Genomic DNA, 26,774 nt, shown 5'->3' on the forward strand with positions numbered 1-26,774 from the left:
CTTTCATGTCGGAGGAGTGGAAGACCGTCGACGACTTCGCGGCGGGCATCGACGGCAACCGCCTGCCCCGCAGCAATGCGTTGGCGGGGTTGACGTGGACCGTGCGGCACGATGACGGCGGTGGGGTGCGGTTGTCCTTTGTGGATGATTCGCGGCTGGCGAGTGGTGATTCTTATGAGGCGGTGGAGGGAGCGCCGGGGACCTTCTTCGTGTCGCGTACTTTTCGCGACGAGCCCCGGCGGGCGGAGGTCGTGATCGCGGACGTCAACACCCTGCGCACGCTGACCGTGGAGTCCACCATCGGTGTGGAGGCGACACCTGGTGTCCCCCAGGTCTCGCAACGGTTCCGGGCGGGGGTGCTGGAGGGCGGCGAGCCGTCTGGGCAGCCGCCTGTGGAAACCCGGGACCTGATCGGCTGGCGCGCGCTCTACCGGTACAGCCCGAACCACCTGTACGAGCACGTGTACCTCAGCTCGGAGCGCTACGCGTGGCAGTGCCTGGTGGGTGAACAGCGCGGACACGGTGACGTGGACCTGGCCACGGCGTGGAAGGTCGGCGAGAACCGGTACGTGTTCACCTTCCGCGAGTTCCGCATCCCGGTGGCCACGACGTGGCTGTACGACCTGGACGCAATGCGCACCACCGGCGTCTTCTTCGGCCTCAACGGCCAGGGCGAGGTCCGTTTGGCCCCTGGGGGCGCGCACATCATCTCGCTCGGCCGGGTCACCTACCCCGGCGACGACCAACCCGTGTGAGGGAATGTATGACGGCATTGGACGTTGTCCGGGCTCATTACGCCGCTTCCGAGCGGGGTGACCTGGAAGGGATGCTCGCGGTGTTGGCACCGGACGCCCGGTGGACCGAGGCCGCGGGGTCTGCGTACGGCGGTACTTATTTCGGCGTGGATGCGATCCGGGAGAACGTTTTTCAGCGGATCGGGGCTGAGTGGGTGTCGTTCAGCGCGAACGTCTCCGAACTGCTCGACGCGGGGGATGTGGTGGTGGCGTTGGGTGAGTACGTCGGGGTGCACCGGGGCACGGGCAAGGCGATGACCGCGCGGTTCACCCATGTTTGGCGGGTGGCGGACGACCGGGTGGCGGAGGGGCGGGTGACGGAGGGGCGGGTGACGGAGGGGCGGGTGACGGCGTTCGAGCAGGTCGCCGACACGGCGCTGATCCGAGCCGCAGAGGTCTGACCGGTGTAGAGCCGCGCTGCGCGTTTCCAAGATCAAAAGCTAAAAGCGACGCTCGCCGCTGGGCAGGCCCCCGGGGGTGGAAGGGCGTCGGTTTCGTTCCCCCGTCCGGCCTGCCGGAGGCAACCACACTTGGCCCGTTTGAGCAACCGGTAAAGCTGGTTGCACAAACGGGCCAAGCGCGGTTGGGCTGCGCCCAGGCCGGACGGGGGAACGAAACCGACGCCCTTCCCGTGGGCTTGGCAGCACGGCGAAACGCATACCGCCCTTCGGGCGTGCGCCTGCGGGCGTGTGGGTGGGCTTGGGTGGTTGGGTTACAGCTGGGTCAGGTCTACGGCGTCGGCCATGGCCCGGTAGCCCTTGTCGTTCGGGTGCAGGGCGTCGCCGCTGTCGTAGGTGGCCAGGAGTTTGTCCGGGTCGGTCGGGTCGGACAGGGCCTTGTCGAGGTCGACCACGCCGTCGTACTCGCCCGATGTCCGGATCCAGGTGTTCAGCGCGTCCCGGATGGCCTCGCCCTCGGCGCTGAAGTACAAGGCGCCCTTGTACGGCAGCAGGGTCGCGCCGAGGATGCGCACGCCCTTCGCGTGGGCCTGGCGGATCAACTCTCGGTGCCCTGCGATGAGCTCCTCCGCCGTGATCTGCGTGGCGGGGGTGGTGCAGGGGTGGGCGAACAGCGGGAAGCCGATGTCGTTGATGCCTTCCAGCACGATCACCGTGCGCACGTCCGGCTGAGACAGGGCGTCCCGGGCGAACCTCGTGGTGGCCTTCTCGCCGAAGCACGGGGAGTCGTTGAGGACGCGGTTGCCGCCGATGCCCTCGTTGACCACGTTCAGGCGGCCCCGCAGGCGTTCGGCCAGTTCGTCGGGGTAGCGGTTGTCGGCGTCGACCGTCGCGCCGGCGCCGTCGGTGATGGAGTCGCCGAAGGTCACCACGGTGTCGCGGCGCGGGGTCGTGTCCACGGCGTCCACGCCGGCCAGGTAGAACCACGACTGCGTGGTTTCCGTGAAGGCGTCGGCGCTGGTGTCCGCGCGGTGGTCGCCGGTGGCTCGGTAGGTGGTCGCGGTGGCGAAGACGTGGCCGGTGGCCGGACCGGTGGGCTCGGCCAGGTAGAGGGTGACGGTGAGCTTGGTCAGCGGTGCGACCGGGAAGAGCGTCGGGTCGCTGGCGAGTTCCGCGCCGGCGGGGATGGTGGTCGAGCGGGTGCCGTGGAAGGTCAGGTGGCGTACCGAACCCGGCTTGACCGTGGCACCGGTGTCGGTGCGGGCGATGGTGGCGCCGGTGACCTTGAGCGGGCTGGTGCCGTAGGTGTTGGCCAGGCGGATGCGCAGGGCCGGGCCGCCGCCGTTGAGGCGGACGACCTGGCGCACCGTCTGGTTCTCGAAACCGGCGGTGCCCCAGCTCGGGCCGAAGCCGTCGGTCGGCGCGTGCGGTGACGCGCCCCAGATCGCGGTGAAGCCCCCGTGCGGGGCGGCCTGCGCCGCGGGTGCCAGTGCCACTCCCGTCGCTGCGGCGAGCAGGAGTGCGGCGAGTTTCTTCATGATCCGTGTGCCCCCAAGTACACGTTGAACCAGACGATCACCAACCTACTCGCCCGGGTGCGGGCTCGCGCGGTTCGGGGACACCCCGGTCGGGGATCACCCGGGGGTTGCGGCGACCGGTCGCCAGGCCGTTGGTGATGTGGTGGCGGGCCTCGCGTTCGGTCCAGCCCTCCACGCCGTTGTGGCGCGCGGCCGCGTCCAGGAGGGTGGCGGTGGCGTCCCGTTCGTCGAGCCAGCCCGCGCCGACGAGCTCGCCCAAGCGGCAGGCAGCGGTGAACAGGGCGTGGGCGCGGGTCCCCGGCACCGCCGTGCGGACGCGGTTGGCCTCGCCGTCCAAGGCGGCGGCTCGGTAGGCGCGGACTCGGCGAGGGGCGGGGATCGGTGGTGCGGTGGGGAGTGGTGGAGGTGGGGGTGGGGTCAAGAGGCGGACCAGCCAGGTGGGGGCGGGAGCGGGGGTGATGTCCTTGGTCACCTTGTACAGGCGCAGGCCGCTGGTCATGTGGCGGATCGAGCCGGCGGCGGCCACGTACCCGCCGGCGGACCGGGTGTCCACGTGCCTGCCGAGCTTGCCGACGGTGTTGCGCAGCGGTGTCGGAGGGGCCTGGAAGTAGCGGTGCTCGCCCCCGCTGGGCGTGAACACGGTGTAGGTGTCGGTCGGGTCGTCCGCGCCGTGGCGGTGTGCGAGTTCGGCCAGGACGTCACGACCGTGGGGAATGCCCTGGTCGAGGTCGATCACCAGCAGGTTCGCGGCTCGGCAGGAGATGCCGATGTTGTACGGGCGGTGCCGCCACCAGGCCTCGACCTGGTCGGTGTCCAGCGTGGCTCGGCGGTCCCAGTCCTTCAGGGCCGGCACCTTCCCCAACGGCCGCAACGGGAACACCGGCCACCCGTGCTCCACGGCCGCCAACGCCGCCGCGAGCCTCGCCTCGAACGCGCCCATGCCGCACCCCCGCACCTCGGCCCTCCGGCGTGGGGGAAGCACACCGCTCCAGACCATTCTCCCTGGTCGGAAGGCGTGCGTACAGGCGTCCGATCGGTGGCAACTACCCCGCTGTGGGCGCTCCGCCTCGCGCGGAGCGCGGGGTTGCGGTTCGCCGGGCTACAGAGCCCACAGGAAGGGCCTCGGTCTTCCTCCGTACGGCCTGGGCGCAGCCCAACCACGCTTGGTCCGTTTGTGCAACCAGCTTTTCCGGTTGCTCAAACGGGCCAAGTGTGGTTGCCTCCGGCAGGCCGTGCGGAGGAAGACCGACGCCCTTCCCCTCCGGGGGCCTGCCGCGCGGCGAGCGCCGCTTTTGATCTCGAGAGCGCGCAGCGCGTCGGCTTGAGAGCGCGCAGCGCGTCCCGGAGAAGCGAAGCGGCCAAGAAGAAGAGCCCGCTGTGCGGGGTCCGCGGCGCGTGCGGACCCCGCACAGGGTCACCGGCCGACTTCCTGGGTCGCCCAAGCGGCGGCGGCGGCGTAGTACTCGCCCGCGTTCGGGGCGAGGTTGATCGAGTGCCCGTAGTCGGGGAGGCTGAAGGCGCGCACCCGGCCGCCGTAGTAGGGCGCCTCGGCGTCCAGCAGCGTCTGCGACGTCGAGCAGTCGGTGGCCAGCAGGCCGCACACGGCGGAGTCCCGGCTGCCCACCGCCACCATGACCGGCGCGGTGATGAGCAGGCTGTAGGGCAGCAGCACCGACACGCCCAAGCCGTCCGCGGCCTCGGTCGCCGAGAACACGTCCTTTGTGGACTCCTCCATCGCCTCCAGCGGCGGCGCGAGGACCCCGGGCGCGTGGAAGCTCTCGTACCGGGTGCCGGGCGCGGTGGTCAGGTAGCCCACCGGGTAGAGCAAGCCGAACTTGGCGTCCAGGTTGGCGGGCACGAAGTGGGAGAACGCCTCGGCCACGCCCCCGGCGTTGACCTTGTGGGTCATGCCGGTCACCAGGACGCCGTCCACGTCCTGGTACGTGCCTGCCTCCAGCACGCTGATCGCCGCGCCCAGCGAGTGGCCGCCGGTGATCACCTTGTCGAACGACCGGCCGTACGCGCCCGACCGCAGGCCCTGCACCACCTGGTGCAGCGCGTCGGCCTGCACGAAACCGGTCAGCGCCACGGCGAGCGGCCGGGAGCTGGCGCCGGTGCCCAGGCGGTCGATCGCCAGGGTCGCGAAGCCGGCCGCGTTCTGGGCCGCGCGGAAGGAGTGCGTGCCGTCGGAGTAGTCCCAGTACGAGCTGTTGTAGGTCGCGCCGGGCACCAGGACCTGCACGGTCTTGGCGCCGCCGTCGGGTGTGCACAGCTCGCCGTGCACGGTGTGCTGCTGTCCGAGGACCCGGACCGGGGCGTAGACGTCCCGACAGGACGCACCGGCGGCGGACGCGGTGGTCAGCGACGACGCCACGAGCAGCGCGACGGCGCCGGCGGCGAGTGAGTACCGCAAGGAAGAACGACCTCCTCAGGGGAAAGGGAACTATCGGGAAAGGCGGGATCGGGGGATGACGGTCATCGGCAGGCGGTTCGGGTACATCAAGCCGATCACCTTGGGGCGCACGGGAAGTCCCGGCACGGGCACCAGCCGCCACCGGGCCGCGATGGTCGCGGCGGCGATGGTGATCTCGTACTGCGCGTACAAGTGGCCCGGACAGTGGTGCAAGCCGCCCGCGAACGGCACGTACGCGCCGCGCGGCACCAAGGCCGCCCGTTCGGGCAGCCAGCGGTCGGGGTCGAAGCGGTCGGGCGCGGCGTGCGAGAGCGGGTCGTGGTGCAGGGCGTGCGGGCTGAAGGCGACGTCCGTGCCGGCCGGGAGGTCGACGTCGCCGAGGGTCACGTCGGCGCTCGCCCGGCGCATCATGATCCACAGCGTGTACTTGCGCAGCACCTCGCTGATCACGCGCCGCGTGTAGGGCAGGTCGGGGACGTCGGCCGGGGTCGCGGGCCGCCGCCCCACCACCTCGTCCACCTCGTCGTGCAGGCGGTCGGCCACGTCGGGGTTCTCGGCCAGCTCGTGGAACAGCCAGGACAGCGCCACACCGGTGGTCTCGCTGCCCGCGACCAGCAGGGTCACCACCTCGTCGCGCACCTGCCGGGCGTTCATCGGCAGGCCGTGCTCGTCGCGGGCGGAGACCAGGGTGGACAGCAGGTCGTCGCGGTCGGCGCGGCGGCCCGCGACCACGTCGTCCACGACCCGGTGGACGCGGGCGACGGCGTCGTCGAAGCGCCGGTTGACCGGGGCCGCGAGCCACCCGGGGGCCAGCGCCCGCACGACGCCGAGCCGGATCACGGTCGGCGTGTGCCGCCGGATCTCGGCGCTCACCCGGGCGTCGAAATCGGTGGAGAACAGCGTGCGGCCCACGACTCCGATGGTGAAGTCCTGCATCGCGCGGTCGAACCGCAGCACTTGTCCAGGTCGCCAGGAATCGACCAGGTCGGCGGCGGAAGCGCTCATCACCTCCGCGTGCCGTTCGAGCGCGGGGCGCTGGAGCGCGGGTTGGATCATCCGACGTTGGCGGCGGTGGAATTCGCCGTCCGTGCTGACCAGGCCGTTCCCGAACGCGCGGCGCAGTTTGTCCACCAGCAGGCCCTTGGCGAACGTGCCGGTCTGCCCGGAAAGGACCTGGTGGGCCAATTCCGGGGTGGTCGCGAAGTACACCGGCAGCGGACCGAGCCACACCCGCACGACATCGCCGTGGGACCGCAGTTTCGCGGTGAACGCGAGTCGTTGTCGCAGCATGGCGGGGGTGTGACCGACCAGGGGTAATCGTCCGGGAACTGTGGGGACCTCACGTTTTCGGCTTCCGGTGGTCATCTTTGGCCTCCAGCCGGGGATTGACCGCGTGCACTCTATGCGCCGTTCGGAGGCCCTGGGGATCGCGCATTCGGGTTGAGTTGTTGGATCGGCTGGCTTCAGCGGGCGCGAGGCGGTTGGATGTTCTGGTTCCCCCTTCCCCTGGAGTGCGCCGTGACCGATCTCGACTGGGTGCCCGACGGCATCGACATCAACGTTCCCAGCGTGGCGCGCACATACGACTACCTGCTCGGTGGCGCGCACAACCTGGCGGTTGACCGCCGAATGGGTGACGAAATGCTGAAAGTGCTGCCCGGCGCGCGAAGACTGGTGCGGATCAACCGCGCCTTCCTCCGGCGGGCCGTCACCCACCTGGTCGACGAAGGGGTCGACCAGTTCCTCGACATCGGGTCCGGCATCCCGACCGTCGGCAACGTCCACGAGATCGCGCCCGCCGCCAAGGTCGTCTACGTCGACAAGGACCCGGTCGCGGTCGCCCACAGCCGGCTCATCCTGGCGGGCAACGACCGCGCCACCGTCGTCCAGGCCGACATGCGCGAGCCGGAGGACGTGCTGTCCCGCCCGGAGGTGGTGGGGCTGCTGGACTTCGACCGCCCCATCGCCGTGCTGATGCTGCTGGTGCTGCACTTCTCGCCGCACTCGGAGGACCCGGTCGGCTACCTGGCCCGCTACCGCGAGCGGCTCGCGCCCGGCAGCGCCCTGGTCATCTCCCACGCCACCGCCGACCGCCGGGTGGAGACCATGCGCGAGGCCGCGGCGACCGTGCGGCGCAGCAACTCCCAGGACAACCTCGTCTACCGCACCCACGCCGAGGTGACCGAGCTGTTCACCGGCTTCGACCTGGTCGACCCCGGCGTCGTCGGCGTCGCGCTGTGGCGGCCCGACGGCATGGGCTCGATCTCCGACGACCCCGACGACAACACCCAGGTCTACGTCGGTGTCGGCCGCAAACCGGCGGGCGGGAGCCGCTGACATGACCGCTGCGCTTCCCCAGGACGCGGAAGGACCGCGCGCCCGAGCGAAGCTCGCGAAGAAGTGGGCCTACCTGCTCAGCGCGCGGACGTTCGTCCCGCTGAGCACGCCCGAACTGGAACGGCACCTGCTGGGCCTGGTCGAACGGCTGTGGGCGGCGGTCGGCGACGAGGCCCTGGCCCAGCGGGTCGGCCACGAGGTCGGCACGGCGCTGGTGGACCTCAACTGCACCGGGCCGGAGGGCTTGCAGTGCACGGTCGAGGTCGTCGCCAAGGGCCTGCTGGCGATGGCGCCGCGCGCGGACGCGGACCGGCTGCGCGACCGGGTCGTGGACGTCGTCGCCGCGCTGGCCGCCGGGTTCGTGCAGCGGGTGAAGAGCGCCACGCTGGAGCAGCAGGAGCAGCTGGGCCGCTCGCTGTACCGGGCGATGCGGGAGGCGCAGGCCGAGCTGCAGGTCAGCCGCAGCCGGGTGGACCTGCTGGAGGGCGGCACGTCCACCGGCGTGGCGACCGCGGACCTGACCGGCCGGCTGGTCCAGGTCAACGGCGCGCTGGGCCGCATCGTCGACCGCACCCCGGCGGAGCTGATCGGGACGCCGCTGTTCGACCTGGTCCCCGAGGACGAGCGGGAGGGCTTGCGGCTGGAGTTCGCCCACCTCGCCGACGGCGGGACGATGTCGGTGACCCAACCGCACCGCCTGCTGCGCGCGGACGGCGAACTGGCGTGGGTGGCGCTCACGCTGTCCCCGCTGCGCCGCCACGAGGGCGGCAACCAGGTGGTGGTGCTCGCCGAGGACAGCACCGACGTGAACCTGTTGCAGGGCCAGCTCAACCACCAGTCGCTGCACGACGTGCTGACCCGGCTGCCCAACCGCCAGTACTTCACCAGCCGCCTGGAGCAGGCGCTGCGCGACGCCGACCCGGTGCACGGCATCACCGTCTACCACCTGGACCTGGACGGCTTCTCGCTGGTGACCGGCGGGCTGGGGCGTCCGGTGGGCGACCACCTGCTCAAGGTCGTCGGCGAGCGGCTGGAGCAGCTCGTGGCGGGCGAGGACGCGATGGTGGCGCGGTTCGGTTTCGACGAGTTCGCGGTGCTGGTGCGCAACTCGCCGACCACGCCCGACGTGGTGACCATGGTGCGGCGCATCAACGACCGGCTCTCCGAGCCGTTCGAGTCCCGCGGCGAGCAGGTCGCGTGCTCGGCCACGATCGGCGTGGTGCACCGCCCGCCACGCGACGCGTCCCCGCACGACCTGCTGGACTCGGCCGACCTGACCCTGCGCCGCGCCAAGGGCAACGGCCGGCGGCAGTGGGAGCTGGCCGACCCGGCGCAGGACACCCGCGACCGCCGCATGTTCGGCCTGGCCGCCACCATGGCGGGCGCGTGGGCGTCGGGCGAACTGGCGGTGCTCTACCAGCCGCTCGTGCGGCTGTCGGACTCGAAGGTCGTGGCGGGCGAGGCGGTGCTGCGGTGGGACCACCCGCGGCTGGGCGTCGTGCCGCACGACCAGTGCCTCGCGCTGGCCGAGGACACGGGCCTGGTCGTGCCGCTGGGCACGTGGCTGCTGCGGGTGGCCTGCGCCCAGGGCGCGGCGTGGTCGGCCCCGGTGCGGGTGTCGCTGACCGCGCGGCAGGCCACCGACCCGGAGTTGGTCGGCGCGGTGCGCGGGTCGTTGGCGGACACCGGGTTGCCGGCCGGCGCGCTGTGGCTGGGCGCGCCCGCCGAGGTGGTGCTGGACGACGGCGAGGCGGCCGACAACCTGCGCATCCTGGCCGAGGCCGGGGTGGGCGTGGAGGTGGACGGTTTCACCGCCGCGCCGGCCGACCTGGTGGCGGTGGCCGACTTCCCGGCACGTGCGGTGCGGGTGTGCCGTCCGCTGACCGACCAGCCCGCGCCCTTGGTGGCGCGGGCGTTGGCGGAACTGCTGGCGGTGGTGCGGGAAGCGGGGATCGCGGTGTCGGTGGCGGACGTGACCACTCCCGTGCAGGCGCAGTGGTGGCGGGAGGTGGGCGCGGAGACGGCCTCCGGTCCCCTGTTCGCGCCGGCCGGTCCACCGGAGGTGATCACCGACCGGCTGTGACCGGGTGGCACGGAATTCCCGCCGGCGCGGTAGCGCAATTCGTTACCGGCGAATTACCGAGCACTCCTAACATTCCTCGTAGGGAGGAATAATGGGCGGAGTGGTAGTGGTCGATGATTTCGCGCCGGTCATCGACCTGGCCGGCAGGAACAGCGGGGAGGGGCGCGTGGCGATCGCCGAGGCCATCGGTCGGGCGTGCCGGCGTTCGGGTTTCTTCACCATCGTGGGCCACGGCGTGCCGCACGAATTGGTGGAGCGCATGCACCGCACCACCAACGGCTTCTTCACCTCGCCGGAGGAGGAGAAGGACCGGGCCGCGAGCGTCGCCGGCGTGTCGGGACTGCGCAGGTTCACCGGCGACGGCGACGTGCCCGGCCTCTACGAAGCCTTCGCCGCGCACGTGACCGGCGACCTGCCGGACCTCGAGCGCGCCGCGCTGGGCGACTACCCGGCGACGTGGAAGGTGGCCAACGTCTGGCCCGATTCGCCCGCCGATTTCCGGGCGACCTGGCACGAGTACATGGCCGCGATGACGGCGTTGTCCGAAGACGTCATGCGCCTGTTCGCGCTTGCCCTGGACCTGCCGGAAACCTTCTTCGACGCCAAGTTCGACCGGCACGTCTCACTGCTGCTGGCCAACTTCTACTACCCGCAGCGCGAAGTCCCGCCGCCGGGCCGGATCCGACGCGAGTCCCACACCGACTGGGGCACGCTGACGATCCTCTACCAGCAGGACGACCTCGGCGGGCTGCAGGTGCGGACCGACACCGGCGAGTGGCGGGACCTGCCCGCCGTCCCGGGCAGCTTCGTGGTCAACATCGGGGACCTGATGGCGTTCTGGACCGGCGGGCGGTGGGCGTCGACCGTGCACCGGGTGGTCAACCCGGAGCGCGGCGACGCGGCGTCGCGGATCTCGATCCCGTTCTTCCACCTGCCCAACCACGACACGTCGATCGAGCCGGTCCAGCCGTTCCGAGGCGGGGGCGTGCCACAGTTCGAGCGAGTTACCGTCGGACAGTGGTTCTCGCACAAGGTGCGGCAGACCTTCGCCCCGGAACTGCCGGCGGAACGCGTCGGCTAGATGCGGCAGGTGTCCAGCAAGTAGCACCCCACCACCGATCCGCAGCGCGCCTTCTTCGGCGAAGCCGGCGAGTGGCAGTCCGCCGGAGGGGACACAACTCAACTTGGGCTTCTTGCTTTTGTCATCTCCGTATGGCCTGCCCGAAGGGCTACCACATTTTCCAGGGGTTGCAGCCGAAAGTTTTGCGAGGAACGAGCAAAAGTTTTAGCGGCAACCCCTGGAAAATGTGGTAGGCTCCGCCAGGCCATACGGAGATGGCAAAAGCAAGAAGCCCCCGCCGTTGCAGTTGAGTCATCTTTGGTGGCCTGCCCGCCGGCGAGGCGCTTTTCGCTTTTAAGCCCTTTAAACCGGAACGCTTCGCTCTCAAGCCGAACGCGCTTCGCGCTGGGACGCGCTGGCGCGCTCGAAAGATGAAAAGCGGCGCTCGCCGCGCGGCAGGCCGCCAGCGGGGGGTGAAGGGCGTCGGTTCCCCCACCGCATGGCCTGGCAAAGCCAACCACATTTTCCCGGGGTTGCCGCTAAAAATTTTGCTCGTCCCTCACAAAATTTTCGGCTGCAACCCCGGGAAAATGTGGTAGCCCTTCGGGCAGGCCATACGGCGGGGGAACCGAGGCCCTCCACCTGTGGTTGAGACCACTGCACAACAGCGCGCTGCGCGCGCCGAAAAGCCAAAAGTGCGCGGTTCGGCAGCTAGATGCGGCAGGTGTCCAGCGAGCTGACCAGGATGGCGCGGGCGCCCACCTGCCAGAGCTGGTCCATGATGAACGGCGCGTCGTCGCGCGGTACCAGGGAGCGGACCGCCACCCAGCCCTCGCGGGCCAGTGGGGACACCGTGGGGGACTCGATGCCGGGGACCAGCTTGAACGCCTCTTCCTGGGCCGCGACCGGGCAGTCGAAGTCCAGGATCACGTACCGGCGGGCGATGAGCACGCCCTGCAGGCGCCGGTGCAGGATCTCCACCGAGTGCACCGCTTCCGGGGTCTCCGCGACCGTGTCGCCCTGGATCAGGACGGCCTCGGACTTGAGGATGGGCTTGCCGAAGGTCTCCAGGCCCGAGGTCTTGAGGGTGATGCCGGTTTCCACCACGTCCGCGATGGCGTCGGCCACGCCGAGCTCCACCGCGGTCTCCACGGCGCCGTCCAGGCGGACGAGCTTGGCCTTGATGCCCTGCTCGGACAGGTACTCCTCGACCAGGTTCGGGTAGCTGGTGGCGATCCGCTTGCCCTCCAGGCCAGCCTGGTCGGTGATGCCGCCGGGCTTGGAGGCGAAGTAGAACGACGCCCGGCCGAAGCCGAGGGGGAGGATCTCCTTGGCCGACACGCTCGAGTCGAGCAGGAGGTCGCGGCCGGTGATGCCGACGTCCAGCGAGCCCTCGCCGACGTAGACGGCGATGTCGCGGGGGCGCAGGAAAAAGAACTGCACATCATTTGCCGGGTCGGCCACGATCAGCTCGCGCCCCGACCGATGGACCCGGTACCCCGCCTCGGACAGCATTTGCGCCGCGGGAGCACTCAGGGAGCCCTTGTTGGGCAGGGCGAAGCGAAGAGGAGCCATGGCCCGCAGTCTCCCACACCGGCCTACAGCGCCCTGACCTGGGGCCGGAGTCCCAGGGAATGGGAAGTGAACAATAATCGGGCCATTCGCGAAAGGGTCAGAAGAAACGACCCAATCGGGTGTGCGCGGTCACCAGTCGGCCCACGCCGAAGGACACCGCGACACCCGCGAGGGCGACCGCGAACGCCTTCACCTCGGCGGGCAGCGGCACCGGGCGGGCGGCCACGGCGAGCAGCACCAGCACGGGTCCCTGGAGGACGAACGCCGCGAACGCCGACCGGGCCAGCGCGCCCGCGAACGGCCCGCCGGCGGTGAGCCGGCGTTGCGCCAAGCCCAGCAGCCAGATCGACCCGCCGACCACCAGCACCGACTCGACGACCGCGAGCAGCAGCGCCTGCCACCGCCACCCGCCCAGGAACGGACCGGACTGCCCGGACAGGTTCGACACCCCGGCCGCGATCGCCGTCACCGGCACGGACGCGATCGCGACGAACGCCACGACCCGGCACAGCCGCCACATCCGCTCCGGGATGCTCCCCGCGAGACCGGTCCGCGCGCCGACGACACCCACCCAGAACATGGCCAGCAGCTGCGGCCACCACCAGATGTGCAGGTCCCCCACCTGGCCGCTGCGCGCCGGCGCCCACAGCCGCACGACGAACGTGGTCACCGCGACACCGGCCGTCACCAGCACCAGGTACCGCGTGGTGAGCACCGGCGACACCCACGCGGGCCGCCAGACCACCGCGCAGGCCAGCGAGAACAGCAGCAGGATCAGCACGAACCACAGCGATCCCGAGTCCAGCAGCGGGTCGCGGTGGGTGAAGACCCACCACGGCGACACGTCGCGCCCGGCCGCGCGGTAGGCCACCCACAGCGACAGCGGCCACACCAGCAGCGCCGACACCACCCACGGGATCCCCAGGCGCACCAGGCGTTCCCGGACGAACCTGCCCCGGCCCTTGCGCGCCAGCGAGCCCGGGGTGAACAACCCGGACAGCAGGTAGAAGGTGCCCATGAGGAACAGTCCCGACGGTCCGAGGACCGCCGCCAGCACGGCTTCCACGCGGGGCGCGAAGGTGACCTCGTTGACCTCGTCGTAGGGCCACCCGCCCACGGCGGAGTACCCGAGCAGCGCGTGCCCGCCGATCACCCAGGCGACGAGCAGCACCTTCAGGTTGTCCACCGCGGCCAGTCGCGACCGCTGTCCCACCTGCGCGGTCATGTGTCCAAGGTAACCCCGGGCGACGACCTTCCGACCGGACCACTACTCTCTGTGGCCGATTGGCGGTGGTGGTGTGCACGGGGTGGATGCGTTCGTCGGCCGACTCGCCCGCGTGATCGACGCGGAGGAGCGTGCCGCGGTGGCCGCCGCCCGTGCCGAGCCGCCCTACCCCTTCCGCGCCACGGGGCCGGGGACGTTCGTGGTGATCGGCCCGCACCTGCCCGCCGTGGGCTCGCTGCTGCGGCTGGGTGACGTGCACGGTCGGGTGCTGCGGGTGGACGCGCGCACCGTCACCGTTGAGTTCGACCAGCCCGCGGACGTGCCGCCGACCGGCGTGCTCGTACCGGTCGCCGAGTCGTTCGCTCGCCACCGCTCGGCGTTGCGCGCACTGCGCGGACACCGGCTGGTGGTGCCGTTGGCGGAGGGTGTGGTCGCGCCCTTCAGTCCGCTCGACGTGCCGGCGAGCGGGTTGGATGCCGACCAGCGGGAGGCGTTGGGTCGGGCGCTGGCCGTGCCGGACCTGCTCGTGGTGTTGGGTGGTCCGGGCAGCGGGAAGACACGGCTGGTCGAGGCGTTGCGGGCCGCCGGTGTGTCCACTGTGGACGACGTGGATCGGTTGGCCTGGCCGGAGTTGGTGGTGCGGCTGGTGGACCTCCGGCGGGTGGTGCTGGTCGGTGAGGACAGAGGTGTGCTCGCCGAGATCGCCGCCCGGCTGCCGGCCGCGAACGTCGTGCGGCTGACGCGCCGGCGCGAGGTGCCGGTGGAGATCGCCGAGTTCTGCGCCCGGCTGTGCGGCCAAAGACCGCCCACGGCGACCGGTCACGTGCACCGCGACGACGTCTTCGCCGGTCCGCTGGCCTTCGTCGACACCTCGGGCCTGCCCGCGCGCCGCCGCCGGGAACGGCCCACGCGGCGGCGCGGCCACGGTTTCTACAACCCGGTCGAAGCCAACCTGCTCGCCCGGCTCGCGGCCCACTACGACACCGCCGGCCGGGACTGGGCGGTCGTCGTCCCGCACGTCGCCCAGGCCGAGGAGGTCACGGCGCGGCTCGTGGCGATAATCGGTGCGCACGACCGCCTCCGGCGCAACGTCGGCGCGCAGGACTTCCGGGGCGGCGACCGGCAGGTCGTCCTCTACGGCTTCACCCGCGACCGCGCGAACCTGGACCACACCCGCGCGGCACTGCGGTCCACCCGGGCCGGTGAGCAACTGGTGCTGGTCGGCGACCTGCCCGCGCTGGGGTTGCGCGACCTGGTGCGGGAACGTCGCGGGCACGACGAGGTGCTGGCCGCGCTCACGACCCGCCGGGCGTGACCAAGCCGGTCTCGTAGGCCGCGATCACCGCCTGCACGCGGTCCCGCAGCCCGAGTTTGGCCAGGATGCGGGCGATGTGGGTCTTCACGGTCGCCTCCGACAGGTGCAGCCGGCCCGCCAACTCCGCGTTGCTCAGCCCGCTCGCCAGCAGCCGCAACACCTCCAGCTCGCGCGGGGTCAACGCGGCCAGGTCCTGGTGCGCAGTGGTCGTCGTGCCGCCGTCGCGGTGGGCGAAGCGCTCGACCAGCCGCCGGGTGATGGTCGGGGCCAGCAACGCGTCCCCGGTGCGCACCAGCCGCACGGCGGACACCAGGTGCTCGGGCGTGACGTCCTTGAGCAGGAACCCGCTCGCCCCGGCGGCCAGCGCCGCGTACACGTAGTGGTCCAGGTCGAACGTCGTCAGCATGATCACGCGCGGCTCGTCGGGCCGGCCGGTGAGGATGCGGCGGGTGGCCTCCAGGCCGTCCAGCTCGGGCATCCGGATGTCCATCAGCACGACGTCCGGCTTGGTGCGCCGGACCGCCTCGACCGCCTGCGCGCCGTCGCTCGCCTCGGCCACCACGTCGATGCCGTCCGCGGACAGGATCATGGTGAACCCGGTGCGGACCAAGAGCTGGTCGTCGGCGACCACGACCCGCGGTGTCACGTGCCCTCCAACGGGATCAGGGCCTTGACCCGGTAGCCACCGGTGGGGCGGGGACCGGTGTGCAGGGTGCCGCCGTAGACCGACAGCCGTTCGCGCAGCCCGATCAAGCCGCGCCCGCTGCCCGCCGCGCCGGTCGCCACCCCGCCGGTGTCGGCGACCTCGACACACAGGTGGTCGGGGGCGTACTCGACGGTGACGGTCGCCGACGCGCCGGAGGCGTGCTTCACGGTGTTGGTCAGCGCTTCCTGCACCACCCGGTACGCGGCGAGCCCGACACCGGAGGGCACCGGGCGCGGCGGGCCGGCGACGGTCAGGCCGACCGGCAGGCCCGCGCCGCGCATCCGGCCCACCAGGTCGTCCAGCCGGTCGATACCGGGCTGCGGGGCGAGGTCGTCGGCGTGCGGGCCGTCCGGGGTGAGCAGGCCCATCACGTGCCGCAGCTCCGCCATCGCCGAGCGGCCCGCCGCCTCGACCGCGAGCAGGGCGTCCCGGGCCTGGTCGGGCGCGGAGGCCATGACCTTGCGGGCCGCGCCGGTCTGGATGACCATCACGCTCACGTTGTGGGTGACCACGTCGTGCAGCTCGCGGGCGATGCGGGCGCGTTCCTGCTCCACGGCCCGGCGCAGCGCGTCCCGCTGCTCGCGTTCCATGACCGACAGCCGGGTTCTCCGCTCGTCGGCGCGCAGCTTCCACGTGCGCAGACCGTTGGCCGCCAGCACCAGCGGCACGACCACCAGCAGCGGCACGTACTCGTTGGGCACGGTCGGCAGCACCGGGTGCTCGGGCAGCCACAGCGCCAGCACCGCCAGCGGCAGCGACGTCAGCGTCGCCACCCGGTACGGGCTGTAGGCGGCGGCGGTGTAGGCGGCGATGACGCACGCGTAGAACGTGAGCCGGGGCGCGTCGGGGACCGTCAGCCCCACGAGGACCACCACCCACAGCACGGCGAGCGGGTAGCGGCGGCGCAGCACCAACGCCAGCGACGCCACCAGCGCCACCACCACCGCGCCGAACTCCGACCCCTCGAACGCCGAGTGGGGTTCCGTGACCGGGGAGAACGGGGGCGGCGGGGCCATCGGGTCGGGCGGGAACAGGCCGACCGGGGCGTCGAAGTCGGTGATGTTCAGGGCGAAGTCCAGCGCGCCCACGCACAGGACCAGGGCGATCAGCGCGTCGAAGACCAGGCTGCGCCGGCCGGGTCGGGGCAGCGGTCCGGTCGGGCGCAGCACGGCGGCCACGGCCGCGCGCAGCCGATCGGACACCGGGCCGCGACGGTGCGGGTCCTCCGGCTCCGCCCAGGCCCGCACCCGCTGGTGGACGTGGTCCGGCAGCGGGCGCAGCAGGTCGGCGACCGGACCGCGCAGGCGCGTGACCCGGGCCGCCCGCGCGCGCAGTCGGTCGATCATCGGCCCATTCTGACCGACGCGCCCCGCCACGACACCCCTCCGGAGGTCTCCCCGCCGTACGACGCTCGACTACGCCGGAGGGATGACACCGCGTCGAGTCCTCCCGACGCGGTAGCGGAAATGGCTCCGGCGACCGACGTGCCCGCGCCCCGCCCGGCCCTAGCGTCCCCGGCTACCTCAAGGGGAAGGAAGCAGATGTCCACGCCGCTGATCGAGCTGCACGACGTGACCCGCCGGTACGAGAACGGTCCGCCCGCGCTGCGGGAGGTGTCGCTGACCGTGCGGGAGGGTGAGGCCGTGGCCGTGATCGGGCCGTCCGGCAGCGGCAAGTCCACCCTGTTGAACCTGGTGGCGGGCCTGGACCGGCCGGACGCGGGCACGGTGACCGTGGCCGGCACGCGGGTCGACGGGCTGGGCGAGGCGGGGGCCGCGCGCTACCGGCGGGCGAAGGTCGGCATGGTGTTCCAGTTCTTCAACCTGCTCGACGACCTGACCGTGCTGGAGAACGTGGTGCTGCCCGCCCGGTTGGCCGGGACGGGTCGCGCGCAGGCCCGGCGGCGGGCCGGTGAGCTGCTGGAGTACCTGGGCATCGCGCGGCACGCGGGTGCCCACCCGGGCAGGCTCTCCGGTGGGGAGCGACAGCGGGTGGCGGTGGCGCGGGCGCTGATGAACCGGCCGCCGCTGCTGCTGGCCGACGAGCCGACCGGGGCGCTGGACAGCGCGTCCGGCGCGGACGTGGCCGACCTGCTGACCGAGCTGAACGCGGACGGGCAGACCGTGGTGCTGGTGACGCACGACCTGGAGCTGGCGCGGCGCTGCACCAGCCGGACCGTGCGCCTGGTCGACGGGCAGGTCGCCCTGGACGAGGTGGTGTCGCGGTGAGCGCGCTGCCGAGCCTGGTCCGCGCGCAGGTGACCCGGCGGCGGGTGCAGTCGGGCGTCATCGGGTTGGCGGCGTTGCTGGCCGTCACCGCCGCGCTGCTGGGCGGGTCGCTGCTGGTGGTGTCGTCCACGCCGTTCGAGGACGCGTTCGCGGCGCAGTCCGGGGCGCACCTGTCGGCGTCGTTCACCGCCACGGCCCAGGAGGTCGCGGCCACCGCGAGCACGGCGTCGGCGTCGGCCGGCCCGTTCCCGACCGCGTCCAGCGCCGTGCGGGCGGACGGGATCGACCTGCCGCCGGTCACCGTCGTGGGCCGGGCCGACCCGCAAGGCCCGGTCGACCGGCTCACGCTGGTCGAGGGCGAGTGGGCGGACGGACCCGGCGAGCTGGTCGTGGCCACGTCGTTCCCGATGGACCGGATCTTCGGGCGGCAGGTGACGCTGTCCGACCTGCCGGGTGCTCCGGTGGTCAAGGTCGTGGGGGTGGCCCGGTCGGTCACGCGCACCGCCGAGGCCTGGGTGGCGCCCGCGACGCTGACCGCGCCGCAGGGTTACCAGATGCTGTACCGGTTGGCGGCGCCGCTGGAGGTGGACGCCGCGCTGGCCGCCGTGACGGCCGCCGTGCCCGAGGGCGCGGTCGCGGGGTCGCGGTCGTGGCTGACGGCGAAGCAGGAAGCCGTGCGGGAGAGCGCGTTGTTCGTGCCGTTCCTGGTGGCGTTCGGCGTGCTCGGGTTGGTGATGTCGGTGCTGGTGGTCGGCAACGTCGTCGCCGGCGCGGTCGGGTCCGGGGTGCGGCGGATCGGGGTGCTCAAGGCGTTGGGGTGCACGCCACGGCAGGTGGTGTGGACGTACGTCGGCCAGGCGCTGGTGCCCGCCGCCGCCGGGGTGGTGCTGGGCGTGGTGGCGGGGAACCTGCTGGCCATCCCGGTGCTGGGGCAGACCGAGGAGGTGTACGACGCTGGCCTGTCCGTGCCGGTGTGGATCGACGTGGTGGTGGTCGCGGGAGTCCTGGTCGTCGTGGCCGTGACGGCGTGGGTGAGCGCTTTCCGAGCCGGGCGGCTGCGGACCGTGGACGCCTTGGCCGTGGGACGCTCGGGTGGGGTGCGGGGGCGGTTCGCGTCGCGCTGGTTCGCGGGGTTGCCGCTGCCGCTCGCGCTGGGCCTGGCCCGTCCGTTCGCCCGGCCCGCACGGGCTTTCGGGATGACCGCCGCCGTCGTGTTCGGCACCGCCGCGGTGACGTTCGCCGTGGGGTTGGGCGTGTCGCTGGGGGTCGTGCAGTCGGCGCGGGACTACGACACTTCGGACGTCACCGTGGGGGCGGAGGGTCCGATGCGGCCCGGCCGGGCCGAGCCCGATCCCGGTGCGGTGACCGCCGCTTTGTCGGCGCAGCCGGGGACCGACCGGTACTTCGGGTTGGCGCGGGCGGAGATGACCGTTCCGGGCATGGCGGGGTACTCGCAGGTGTACGCGTACAGCGGGGACGCGAGCTGGGGCGGCCACCCGATGATCGCCGGGTCCTGGTACTCCGGGCCGGGCGAGGCTGTGGTGCCGACCGCGTTCATGACGGCCACCGGCAGCCGGATCGGTGACACGGTTTCCTTGCAGTACAAGGGCAAGTCGGTGTCGGTGCGGATCGTGGGCGAGCTGTTCGACACCCGGCACGACGGGTTGGCCGTGTACCTGGACGCCGGGACGTTCCCGGAGTTGCGTGCGGAGAAGTTCTTCGTGTCGGTGAAGCCCGGCACGGACGTGCAGGCGTACGTGGACGGGGTGAACTCGGCGCTGACGACGAGTGCCGTCCGGGCCTTTCCCAGTGGTTCGGGGCAGTTGAGCGACACGATCGTCGTGATCGGCAGCCTGACCGCGTTGCTGACCTTGCTGCTGGTGACGGTGTCGGCGCTGGGGGTGCTGAACACGGTCCTGCTCGACACCCGCGACCGGGTGCGGGACCTGGGCGTCCAGAAGGCGCTGGGCATGACTCCGCGCCAGACCGTCGCCGTCGTGGTGTCGTCGGTCGGTGTGGTCGGTCTGGTGGGCGGGGCGCTGGGCGTGCCGCTGGGGACCGCCCTGCACGACCGGATCCTGCCGGCGATGGGGCGGGGTGCGGGCACCAACCTGCCGGCGGCGGCGTTCACGGTGTACTCGCCGTGGTTGCTGGCGGGGTTGGTCGTGGGCGGGGTGGTGATCGCGGTCCTGGGCGCGCTGCCCCCGGCGGGATGGGCCGCGCGCACCCGGACCGCCACCGCGCTGCGCACCGAGTAGTTCCGGCTGCCCGTACGGCTCTACACCGCGGGCAGGAGCTCCTGTCCCTGGTCGTGCCACCAGGTGTCGAACGCCGGGCTGCACCCGACGCGGGCGGCGTACGCCGAGAGGACCCGGGCGTGGACCTCCTCGACGTGCGCCGCCACCACCGTGTCCGGGCGGTAGAACAGGCGGAGCTCCTGCCACAGCGGCATGTCCGCCAGCGCCCGGACCGCGATGTCGCCGGGGCGGTCCCGGCTGGTCGCCAAGGCAGGACCGACCGCGAGCTTGGCGTGCACCAGTTCCAGCATGGTGGCCAGGCAGGTGGTGCTGTGCGGTTGGCGCAACGCCAGCCCGTGGTCCCGGCAGGTCCGGCTCAGGTACCCCGACCAGCGGGTGGTGCCGGGCGGTTCGTCGACCCAGGGGTGGTCCAGGACGTCCGCCAGCGCCACCGGGCCCGGCCGCACCACCGGGTGGTCGTGGGCCATGGCCACGAAGACCGGCTCCGCCGGGTGCACCAGCACGCTGGCCACGTTCGGCGGTGGCGTGGTCGGCAGGGGCGGCCGGTAGACCAGGGCGAGGTCCAGTTCGCCGATCGCGACCTTCTCCACGCTGATCCGGTCGTCGGTGTCCTCCACCAGGTGCACGTCCGCGCACCACGGCTGCTCCCGCAACCACCGTCCGACCACGACGTGCAGGAACCCGCAGTACCCGCCCAGCCGCAGCGGGTCCGACGGGTTCCCGCGCCGCGACCACTCGGCGGCGCGCTCGGCGATCGCGCCCATCCCACCCAGCACGACCCGGGCCTGCGCCAGGACGTCCGTGCCGAGCGGGGTGGGCAGGCAGCCGTGCTCGGTGCGGAAGAACAACGCGCCGCCCAGGCTGTGCTCGATGCGCTTGAGCAGTCCGGACAGGGCGGGCTGGGACATGCCGAGCCGCCGGGCAGCCCGGGTGAGGCTGCCGGTGTCGTCGATCGCGGCCAGCGCACGCAGGTGCCGCACTTCCAGCTCCACGGGCCACTCCCCCGCTCCACGTAGGAAACCCGGCGGCCCCGCGACCGTACTCCCGCCGCTCGCACCCGTGGAAGAGCCCGCCCGCGTCGCTACGGCTCGTGTTTAGGGCCTCGTCGACTCCAGGGTGTACTGGCCGGACCCGCTGTAGGCGCGCAACTGCCAGCGATACCGTCCGGAGGTGCCGGTGTAGGTGACCTTCTCGGTGGACGTCGGCCCGGTGCCGGACGCGACCGTGCGCCACGACGAGCCGTCCCACTTCTGGAGGTAGAGGTCGAAGTCGGTGTTCGCCGGGCCGGTGAGGCAGGCCTTGTGCGTGCCGGCCGGTGCTTCGTAGTAGCCGGACTTCGGTTCCACGGCCGTGCCCTGGAGGTTCCCGGTGACGGCCGTCCCGCACCCGCCGGGCGGCGTGCCGCCGTCGGAGGTGACGAGCGTGACGCCGTACCTGGTCAGGATTTCCGGCACCGGCTGGAAGTACGTCGTGGCCGCGCCACCCTTGCAGTCACCGGAGCCGCCCGAGGTGACGCCCTGGGCCTGGTTGCCCGAGATCGCCGACCCGCCCGAGTCGCCGGGTTCGGCGCAGGCGGTCGTCTCGATGGCTTCGTAGACCTTGCCGATCGAGGGGCCGTAGTCGACGGTCGCGTTGCGGGAGCGGATGGTGCCGCAGTGCCAGCCGCTGGTGCCGCCGGACCGGCAGATCGAGGTCCCGACCGGTGCTTCCTGGCTTCCGGCGACGGCCACCCGACCCCCGTTGTAGTCGTTCACCGCGCCGATCGGGGTGTTGCCCGGGTCGGTGCGCACGAAGGCCATGTCGTCCACGGGGAAGCTGGAGCCGGCGAACCGCCCGCCGGGTTGGGTGGTCGTCTCCCCGACGTCCCCGCAGTGCCCGGCGGTGATGAAGCCACCGACCACCGAGAACCCGACCGAACACCCGTACTTGCTGGTCCAGTACCGGTTCCCCCCGACAACGTCGATCAACGGCCGCGCCCGTTCCCGCGACTCGACCAACTCCACCGCTCCCGGGTCCACTCCGCTGCGCGCCACCCAGTCGCGTACTTGCCTGTTCACCTCAGGCCGGTGCTTGACCACGACAACGTTGCCCGGCACGTCGACGTACCACCCAGGCACCCCGTCCGGAGCCCACCCGGCAACCCGATCCAACCCCGCCTTGACCGCCCCCAACTCTTCCTCAGCCCGAGCCACAACCCGAACCTCCGCCCCAGCCGCACGCGCCGCGGGTGCCGCACTGGGGTCGGTCACGCCCACCACCAGGACTTCGCGATCGGCGTCGAACCAGCTTCCGCCGAAGGTGCGGTGCAGGGCTTGGCGCGCAACCCGGTCGACTTCACGGGCCGTTCGTTCGGCGGCGAGCAAGGCGGCGGGGTCGGTTGCCCCGAGGTCGCGGCGCAGTGCAGCCACCATCGGATCGCCGTTGGCACTGCCGGGGTCTTGAGCCTCTGCTTGCGCTTGGGCCCCTGACAGCAGAACACCGGCGGCGGTCACGGCGACCACCGACATCACCGCAGGGGACGAACGCAGTCGAAACATCGCGGATCTCCTTGGGACGCAGGGAATGCCCGGCAGGACCCACGAGCCCCACCAGCCAGAACCCCGAACCTAACCGCGCTGGGGCGGGCTCAGGGAGATCACAACTCCCCATAGCACCCACCCCCTCAGCCCCCTCTCCCCCAACCAACTCCCCCCAGCGCCCGCCCCCCAACTCCGCCAGCGCCCGCTCCCCACGCCTAGCCTCAGGCGCTGCTGGCGCACGCTTGCGCGCGGTGGGGCGAGCGGTGAGGGCTTGCGCGCGGTGGGGCGAGCGTGGGCTTGCGCGCGGTCGGGCGAGCGGTGGGCTTGCGCGCGGTGGAGCGAGCGGTGGGCTTGCGCGGGGCTTGGCCGCCACGGGGCGGCGCGACCAGTGGGGTCGGGCGGCGCTGCCACCGCTAGGCGGGCGGCCAGCGGGGCTCGGCGGGCGGCCAGCGGCGCCAGGCGGGGCAGCCGCCGAAACCTGGGCGGGGCAGCGGCTCTGTGCGGGGGCAGCCCCCTCAAGCTGGGCGGCGCGGCGGCGGGACTGTGCGGGCGCAGCCGCCGCAAGCTGGGCGGCCGGCGCGAGCTAGGGCTGGCCGGCTAGCGCGGGTGGAGGCGGGCCGGCGCCAGCGGTGTGGCGTGTGGCCAGGCGGGCTGTGTGGTGGGGCGGGCCGGTGCTGGCGGGGCGGGCTGCGCGGCGGCGGGCGGGCGGTGTGGCGGGTCCAGCGGTGCGGGCGGTGTGGCTGGGGCGGCGGTTCCACCGGGGCGGCGGCGTTTGGGCGTTGGGCCGGGGTCCGCGGGAGTCGCCGGTGGGAGTGGTCGGTGGGAGTGGTCGGTGGGAGTGGTCGGTGGGAGTGGCTGGGTTGGTGGGGTCTGCGTTCTTGCCTTGGGCTCTTGCCTTGCGTTCTTGCCTTGCGTTCTTGCCTTGGCCCGAGGCTTGCCCTTGCCCCGCGCTTCCTACTTACGGGATCGCGTGAGAACGGGAAAAGTTGCAGATCCTGCATGTCGCACGATCGGGTGGTTCGTAGCGAGCGGTGCGGGGGTTTCAGGATGTGGGCTTCGGGTTGGGGGTGCGTGCCATGATCTACGGTACGCGATCTTGGAGGTGTGGTGGTCAAGCCGTTGCGGAAGTTGGGGTTTCTCACCATCGGGTTGTTCGACGGTGACGACCCGCGGCCCGGGCACGAGGCCACGTTGGAGATCATCCGGCTCGGCGAGGACCTCGGCTTCGACACCGCCTGGGTCCGCCACCGGCACCTCCAGTACGGCATCTCCTCCCCCGTCGCCCTCCTCGCCGCCGCCTCCCAGCGCACCACCCGCATCGGCCTCGGTACCGCCGTCATCCCGCTCGGCTGGGAGAACCCCCTCCGCCTCGCCGAAGACCTCGCCACGGTCGACCTCCTCTCCGGCGGACGCCTCAACCCCGGCGTGAGCGTCGGCACGCCGATGCGGTTCGAGCACGTCAAAGCGGCCCTCTACCCGACCACCGCCGACCACGAGGACTTCAGCTACGCCCGTGTCGAGCGCCTGCTGCGGTACGTCCGAGGCGAATCGGTCACCGACGCCACCCAGGAGGGGTTCGAGGTGTACTCCGATCGGGTGCAGCCGCAGTCCCCGGGCCTTGCGGAGCGCATCTGGTACGGCGGTGGGAGTTTGCGGTCTGCTCGGTGGGCCGGGGAGAACGGGCTCAACTTCCTCACCGACAACGTCGTGCGGGCCGAGGAGTCCGAGGACTTCGGTGTCATCCAGCGTGATCTCATCCGGAACTTCCGCGAACGGCACCCGCGGAAGGACTCGGCGCGGGTCACGCTGGGTGTGGTCATGATCCCCACCGACAGCGCCTCGCCCGCGCAGAAGGCCAAGTACGAGGAGTACGTGCGCAAGCGCCTTCCCCGCACCGAACGCCCCCAAGGACCCGCACGGGTGATGTTCGCCCCGGACGTGGTGGGCACGACCGACCAGATCGTCGAGCAGTTGCACGCGCACCCGGCCTTCCACGAGGTGGACGAGCTGGCGGCGGCCCTGCCGTTCACCTTCGAGCACGAGGACTACGTGCAGATCCTCACCGATCTCGCCACCCGTCTCGGCCCCGCCCTCGGCTGGAACCCGGTTAGGCCGAACGGCGTGGCGGGTAGCCCGGGGCATGGGTGATGAACGAGTCCGTTCCGAGCAGCAGGAAGAAGTGGAGCGCCGGAGCAGCCGCGCGGAGGAACCGGTGCGCGACGCCATCCAGGTGACCACCCCGGGCGGCGGCGGGGAGCCGGAGGACGACGAACCCGACGAGGTCGCCCAGGACGCGGGCACCTCCTACACCGGCGGCCCCGAAGAACAAGCGCTGCACATCGACTCCCACGAGGACGGCGGCGGCCGGGTCGACCGGCCCACCTCCGGCTACCTCGAGGACCCGGACAGCTGAACCTCCCGCACGGCCCACCGCCCCAGGTCCACGGCGTCCGCCACCAGGACGTCGTGGACCCGGTACGCGTGCACCCCGGCGGCGGTGGCGAGGGTCAGCGTGGCCAGCCCGGCACGGCGCTGGAAAGGTGACTGCGACACCTGCCACCCGATGCCCCCGGCGCGCCGCAACACCACCGTGCGTCGGGCGAACGTGCCGGACCGCATGACGACGAACGAGCCATCAACCGCGTGACCCAACGACCGGTAAGCGTCGAAAGCCAGCCAAGTCCCGGCAACCAACCCGGCCAAACCCACCAGCAACGCCAAGTGCACCAAGAACGGCGAGAGCCACACCCCGAGACCGCCGACCACCGCCACCGGCGGCAACACCACGGCAGGCACCCGCCCGAGACGCCGCCGCAAAGCCGCCCGGGGATGGCGACGCAGCGCAAAGGACGCAGGAACGCCGAGCGCCTCCGTGGCCACGCGCCAAGCCAAGTCGAGTGGAGCGGGTGGCAGCAAAGCAGACTTCGGCGCGGAGGAACGGTCCTCCGCCGATCCCAACCCCACGGCGATGGCGTTGGTCCGCGCCGAACGCACCGCCCGCAGCAACAACGGCTCGGTCACCTGCACGCCCCGCACCCGCGCCCGGTCCACCGTCATCGACCGCGTGGTCAGCAACCCCCGCCGCACCTTGAACGCGTCCCCCGACCGGGACAACCGGAAGTCCCACCACGTCTCCACGAACCACGCTGTCGACCCGCACGCCCCGAGCACCACCACACCCAACAGGAGCACCCCGACCGCCACCCACACCGGCAGGCCCGCGAAGAAGAAGTACACCTCCCGCACGAACCCCAGTTCGTACGGCTTGACCCCGAACGAATCAAGCACCCGGTAAGCCCCGCCCACCGCGACCCCGACCCCGCCCACCGACCAGAACGTCAACGGCCCGTACTTCAACCACGCCCAGTCGAACGCCGCCAGCCGCACCTCGCCACCAGCCGGCCGAAGCCGGTCACGCAAGCGCTCGGCCCGCGCCCGGGTCACGCCGTCCAGCCGCACCCCACCCTCCGCGGTCGACACCACGACCGTGGCCAGCCCGAACACCCGGTGCAAGGGCTGCGCGCTCACGTCCACACCCCGCACCCGGTCGAGCGCCGCCGAGCGCGCACGTCGGAACAGCAACCCGGACCGCACCTCGAAAGCGGTCGCCGTGATCCGGTACCGAGTGGTCGCCCAGCGCAGCGTGTACACACCCGCCACCACCGATCCGGTGACGATCAGACTCGACAGGGTGATCACAGCCGGCAACGACCACCCGTCGAACAGCACCACCCCGACCACCGGACCGACCGGCCACAACGCCCCGACCAGCACCAACCTCGGGTGCACCCGCTCCCACCCGGTCACGTGGCATCACCCCCGTGCCGCCGCACGGCCCGCCCCAACTCCTCCACCAGCCGTTCGGCCAGCGCCCGGTCCAGGCCCGGGATCGTGACCGCGCCGGCCGTCGAGGCGGTGGTGAGCGTGACCCCGGTCAGCCCGAACGCCTGCTGCACCGGCCCGCGCAGCGAGTCCACGGTCTGCACCCGCGACAGCGGCGTGACCCGCCACTTCTGCCACAACCACCCGCTGCGCGCGTAGACGACGTCCTCGGTCACCTCCCACCGGTGCACGCGGTACCGCCAGCGCGGCATGACCACCACGTACACCGCCCCGACCACACCGGACGCCAGCGCCAACGGCACGAACACGAACCGCGTCGGCGGGATCACCAGCGCCAACACCCCGAACACCACCACCGGCGGCAACGCCCACAGCAACGCGACCGCGGTCCACCAGCGGATCGCCCGGCGGTCCAGCCGGTGCCTCGGCGGCGGCGCGGGCACCGTCGCCGGGCTCTTCGAAGTCCACAACGGACTCCCCCT

At 72.1% G+C, this 26,774-nt stretch carries 22 protein-coding genes; 10 read left to right on the forward strand and 12 right to left on the reverse strand.

Going from position 1 to position 26,774, the window contains the following annotated elements; genetic code table 11:
* The first annotated feature begins 5 nt into the window (after positions 1-5).
* Both DFJ66_RS06155 and DFJ66_RS06160 read left to right on the forward strand, forming a co-directional pair.
* Positions 6-755, forward strand: a complete 750-nt coding sequence (locus DFJ66_RS06155; RefSeq protein WP_121218775.1) for a molybdenum cofactor biosynthesis F family protein — start codon at positions 6-8, stop codon at positions 753-755.
* A gap of 8 nt (positions 756-763) precedes the next feature.
* Complete coding sequence (locus DFJ66_RS06160) at positions 764-1,195, forward strand: nuclear transport factor 2 family protein (protein WP_121230747.1); 432 nt, start codon at positions 764-766, stop codon at positions 1,193-1,195.
* 311 nt (positions 1,196-1,506) lie between these two features.
* On the opposite strand, the gene DFJ66_RS06165 is transcribed toward DFJ66_RS06160, so the two are convergent.
* The 4 genes from DFJ66_RS06165 to DFJ66_RS06180 form a co-directional block, all read right to left on the reverse strand.
* Positions 1,507-2,730, reverse strand: coding sequence for an SGNH/GDSL hydrolase family protein (locus DFJ66_RS06165; protein WP_121218777.1), 1,224 nt, complete (start codon positions 2,728-2,730; stop codon positions 1,507-1,509).
* Positions 2,731-2,767: 37 nt separating this feature from the next.
* Positions 2,768-3,670 (reverse strand): bifunctional DNA primase/polymerase, encoded by a 903-nt coding sequence (locus DFJ66_RS06170; protein WP_121218779.1) that lies wholly within the window; start codon positions 3,668-3,670, stop codon positions 2,768-2,770.
* A gap of 474 nt (positions 3,671-4,144) precedes the next feature.
* Complete coding sequence (locus DFJ66_RS06175; protein WP_121218781.1) at positions 4,145-5,143, reverse strand: alpha/beta hydrolase; 999 nt, start codon at positions 5,141-5,143, stop codon at positions 4,145-4,147.
* A gap of 30 nt (positions 5,144-5,173) precedes the next feature.
* On the reverse strand, positions 5,174-6,508 hold the full coding sequence (locus DFJ66_RS06180) for a cytochrome P450 (RefSeq protein ID WP_121218783.1): 1,335 nt from the start codon (positions 6,506-6,508) through the stop codon (positions 5,174-5,176).
* A gap of 120 nt (positions 6,509-6,628) precedes the next feature.
* On the opposite strand from DFJ66_RS06180, the gene DFJ66_RS06185 reads away from it, so the two are divergent.
* The 3 genes from DFJ66_RS06185 to DFJ66_RS06195 all read left to right on the forward strand — a co-directional run bounded on the left by DFJ66_RS06185 (position 6,629) and on the right by DFJ66_RS06195 (position 10,644).
* Positions 6,629-7,480 (forward strand): SAM-dependent methyltransferase, encoded by an 852-nt coding sequence (locus tag DFJ66_RS06185; RefSeq protein ID WP_121218785.1) that lies wholly within the window; start codon positions 6,629-6,631, stop codon positions 7,478-7,480.
* 1 nt (position 7,481) lies between these two features.
* A complete protein-coding gene (locus tag DFJ66_RS06190; RefSeq protein ID WP_121218787.1) occupies positions 7,482-9,563 on the forward strand; it encodes a putative bifunctional diguanylate cyclase/phosphodiesterase in 2,082 nt (693 codons plus the stop codon).
* Between the two features lie 91 nt (positions 9,564-9,654).
* On the forward strand, positions 9,655-10,644 hold the full coding sequence (locus DFJ66_RS06195) for an isopenicillin N synthase family dioxygenase (protein WP_121218789.1): 990 nt from the start codon (positions 9,655-9,657) through the stop codon (positions 10,642-10,644).
* A gap of 690 nt (positions 10,645-11,334) precedes the next feature.
* Here the strand turns inward: DFJ66_RS06195 and hisG are convergent.
* Together hisG and DFJ66_RS06205 are read right to left on the reverse strand one after the other, a co-directional pair.
* Positions 11,335-12,198, reverse strand: coding sequence for an ATP phosphoribosyltransferase (hisG, locus tag DFJ66_RS06200; RefSeq protein ID WP_121218791.1), 864 nt, complete (start codon positions 12,196-12,198; stop codon positions 11,335-11,337).
* Positions 12,199-12,295: 97 nt separating this feature from the next.
* Positions 12,296-13,423 (reverse strand): acyltransferase family protein, encoded by a 1,128-nt coding sequence (locus tag DFJ66_RS06205; protein WP_121218793.1) that lies wholly within the window; start codon positions 13,421-13,423, stop codon positions 12,296-12,298.
* Between the two features lie 73 nt (positions 13,424-13,496).
* Between DFJ66_RS06205 and DFJ66_RS06210 the strand changes: the two genes are divergently transcribed.
* Complete coding sequence (locus DFJ66_RS06210) at positions 13,497-14,738, forward strand: hypothetical protein (RefSeq protein WP_121218795.1); 1,242 nt, start codon at positions 13,497-13,499, stop codon at positions 14,736-14,738.
* Here DFJ66_RS06210 and DFJ66_RS06215 read toward each other — a convergent pair.
* Positions 14,719-15,384 carry a response regulator gene (locus DFJ66_RS06215; RefSeq protein WP_121218797.1) on the reverse strand — a complete coding sequence of 222 codons (666 nt, stop codon included), beginning with the start codon at positions 15,382-15,384 and terminating at the stop codon, positions 14,719-14,721. The genes DFJ66_RS06210 and DFJ66_RS06215 overlap by 20 nt on opposite strands.
* Positions 15,381-16,790: a sensor histidine kinase gene (locus tag DFJ66_RS06220; protein ID WP_121218799.1), complete on the reverse strand. Its 1,410-nt coding sequence runs from the start codon at positions 16,788-16,790 to the stop codon at positions 15,381-15,383. Before DFJ66_RS06220 ends, DFJ66_RS06215 begins: the two co-directional genes overlap by 4 nt.
* 195 nt (positions 16,791-16,985) lie before the next feature.
* On the opposite strand from DFJ66_RS06220, the gene DFJ66_RS06225 reads away from it, so the two are divergent.
* Positions 16,986-17,672, forward strand: a complete 687-nt coding sequence (locus DFJ66_RS06225; RefSeq protein ID WP_121218801.1) for an ABC transporter ATP-binding protein — start codon at positions 16,986-16,988, stop codon at positions 17,670-17,672.
* Positions 17,669-19,930 carry an ABC transporter permease gene (locus DFJ66_RS06230; protein WP_211351004.1) on the forward strand — a complete coding sequence of 754 codons (2,262 nt, stop codon included), beginning with the start codon at positions 17,669-17,671 and terminating at the stop codon, positions 19,928-19,930. The genes DFJ66_RS06225 and DFJ66_RS06230 overlap by 4 nt, the downstream gene beginning before the upstream one ends.
* Positions 19,931-19,950: 20 nt before the next feature.
* Here the strand turns inward: DFJ66_RS06230 and DFJ66_RS06235 are convergent, their stop codons facing one another.
* Both DFJ66_RS06235 and DFJ66_RS06240 read right to left on the reverse strand, forming a co-directional pair.
* A complete protein-coding gene (locus DFJ66_RS06235; protein WP_121218803.1) occupies positions 19,951-20,922 on the reverse strand; it encodes a LysR family transcriptional regulator in 972 nt (323 codons plus the stop codon).
* Between the two features lie 102 nt (positions 20,923-21,024).
* Positions 21,025-22,467 (reverse strand): S1 family peptidase, encoded by a 1,443-nt coding sequence (locus DFJ66_RS06240; protein WP_246029605.1) that lies wholly within the window; start codon positions 22,465-22,467, stop codon positions 21,025-21,027.
* A gap of 1,089 nt (positions 22,468-23,556) precedes the next feature.
* Here DFJ66_RS06240 and DFJ66_RS06245 point away from each other — a divergent pair.
* On the forward strand, positions 23,557-24,597 hold the full coding sequence (locus tag DFJ66_RS06245) for an LLM class flavin-dependent oxidoreductase (protein ID WP_211351006.1): 1,041 nt from the start codon (positions 23,557-23,559) through the stop codon (positions 24,595-24,597).
* A complete protein-coding gene (locus DFJ66_RS06250; RefSeq protein WP_147459179.1) occupies positions 24,590-24,862 on the forward strand; it encodes a hypothetical protein in 273 nt (90 codons plus the stop codon). Before DFJ66_RS06245 ends, DFJ66_RS06250 begins: the two co-directional genes overlap by 8 nt.
* Here the strand turns inward: DFJ66_RS06250 and DFJ66_RS06255 are convergent.
* On the reverse strand, positions 24,838-26,256 hold the full coding sequence (locus DFJ66_RS06255; RefSeq protein WP_121218807.1) for a PH domain-containing protein: 1,419 nt from the start codon (positions 26,254-26,256) through the stop codon (positions 24,838-24,840). The two genes, DFJ66_RS06250 and DFJ66_RS06255, sit on opposite strands and share 25 nt — an antisense overlap.
* Positions 26,253-26,762 (reverse strand): PH domain-containing protein, encoded by a 510-nt coding sequence (locus tag DFJ66_RS06260; RefSeq protein ID WP_121218809.1) that lies wholly within the window; start codon positions 26,760-26,762, stop codon positions 26,253-26,255. Before DFJ66_RS06260 ends, DFJ66_RS06255 begins: the two co-directional genes overlap by 4 nt.
* Positions 26,763-26,774 lie beyond the last annotated feature (12 nt).

Source organism: Saccharothrix variisporea (assembly GCF_003634995.1).
GTDB lineage: Bacteria > Actinomycetota > Actinomycetes > Mycobacteriales > Pseudonocardiaceae > Actinosynnema > Actinosynnema variisporeum.

What these genes read in the sequence shown, in the direction of transcription:
- DFJ66_RS06155 (WP_121218775.1), top strand. Translation starts at nt 6, where the DNA reads ATGTCGGAGGAGTGGAAGACCGTCGACGACTTCGCGGCGGGCATCGAC.
- DFJ66_RS06160 (WP_121230747.1), top strand. Translation starts at nt 764, where the DNA reads ATGACGGCATTGGACGTTGTCCGGGCTCATTACGCCGCTTCCGAGCGG.
- DFJ66_RS06165 (WP_121218777.1), bottom strand. Translation starts at nt 2,730, where the DNA reads ATGAAGAAACTCGCCGCACTCCTGCTCGCCGCAGCGACGGGAGTGGCA.
- DFJ66_RS06170 (WP_121218779.1), bottom strand. Translation starts at nt 3,670, where the DNA reads ATGGGCGCGTTCGAGGCGAGGCTCGCGGCGGCGTTGGCGGCCGTGGAG.
- DFJ66_RS06180 (WP_121218783.1), bottom strand. Translation starts at nt 6,508, where the DNA reads ATGACCACCGGAAGCCGAAAACGTGAGGTCCCCACAGTTCCCGGACGA.
- DFJ66_RS06185 (WP_121218785.1), top strand. Translation starts at nt 6,629, where the DNA reads ATGTTCTGGTTCCCCCTTCCCCTGGAGTGCGCCGTGACCGATCTCGAC.
- DFJ66_RS06190 (WP_121218787.1), top strand. Translation starts at nt 7,482, where the DNA reads ATGACCGCTGCGCTTCCCCAGGACGCGGAAGGACCGCGCGCCCGAGCG.
- DFJ66_RS06195 (WP_121218789.1), top strand. Translation starts at nt 9,655, where the DNA reads ATGGGCGGAGTGGTAGTGGTCGATGATTTCGCGCCGGTCATCGACCTG.
- hisG (WP_121218791.1), bottom strand. Translation starts at nt 12,198, where the DNA reads ATGGCTCCTCTTCGCTTCGCCCTGCCCAACAAGGGCTCCCTGAGTGCT.
- DFJ66_RS06205 (WP_121218793.1), bottom strand. Translation starts at nt 13,423, where the DNA reads ATGACCGCGCAGGTGGGACAGCGGTCGCGACTGGCCGCGGTGGACAAC.
- DFJ66_RS06220 (WP_121218799.1), bottom strand. Translation starts at nt 16,790, where the DNA reads ATGATCGACCGACTGCGCGCGCGGGCGGCCCGGGTCACGCGCCTGCGC.
- DFJ66_RS06225 (WP_121218801.1), top strand. Translation starts at nt 16,986, where the DNA reads ATGTCCACGCCGCTGATCGAGCTGCACGACGTGACCCGCCGGTACGAG.
- DFJ66_RS06240 (WP_246029605.1), bottom strand. Translation starts at nt 22,467, where the DNA reads ATGTTTCGACTGCGTTCGTCCCCTGCGGTGATGTCGGTGGTCGCCGTG.
- DFJ66_RS06250 (WP_147459179.1), top strand. Translation starts at nt 24,590, where the DNA reads ATGGGTGATGAACGAGTCCGTTCCGAGCAGCAGGAAGAAGTGGAGCGC.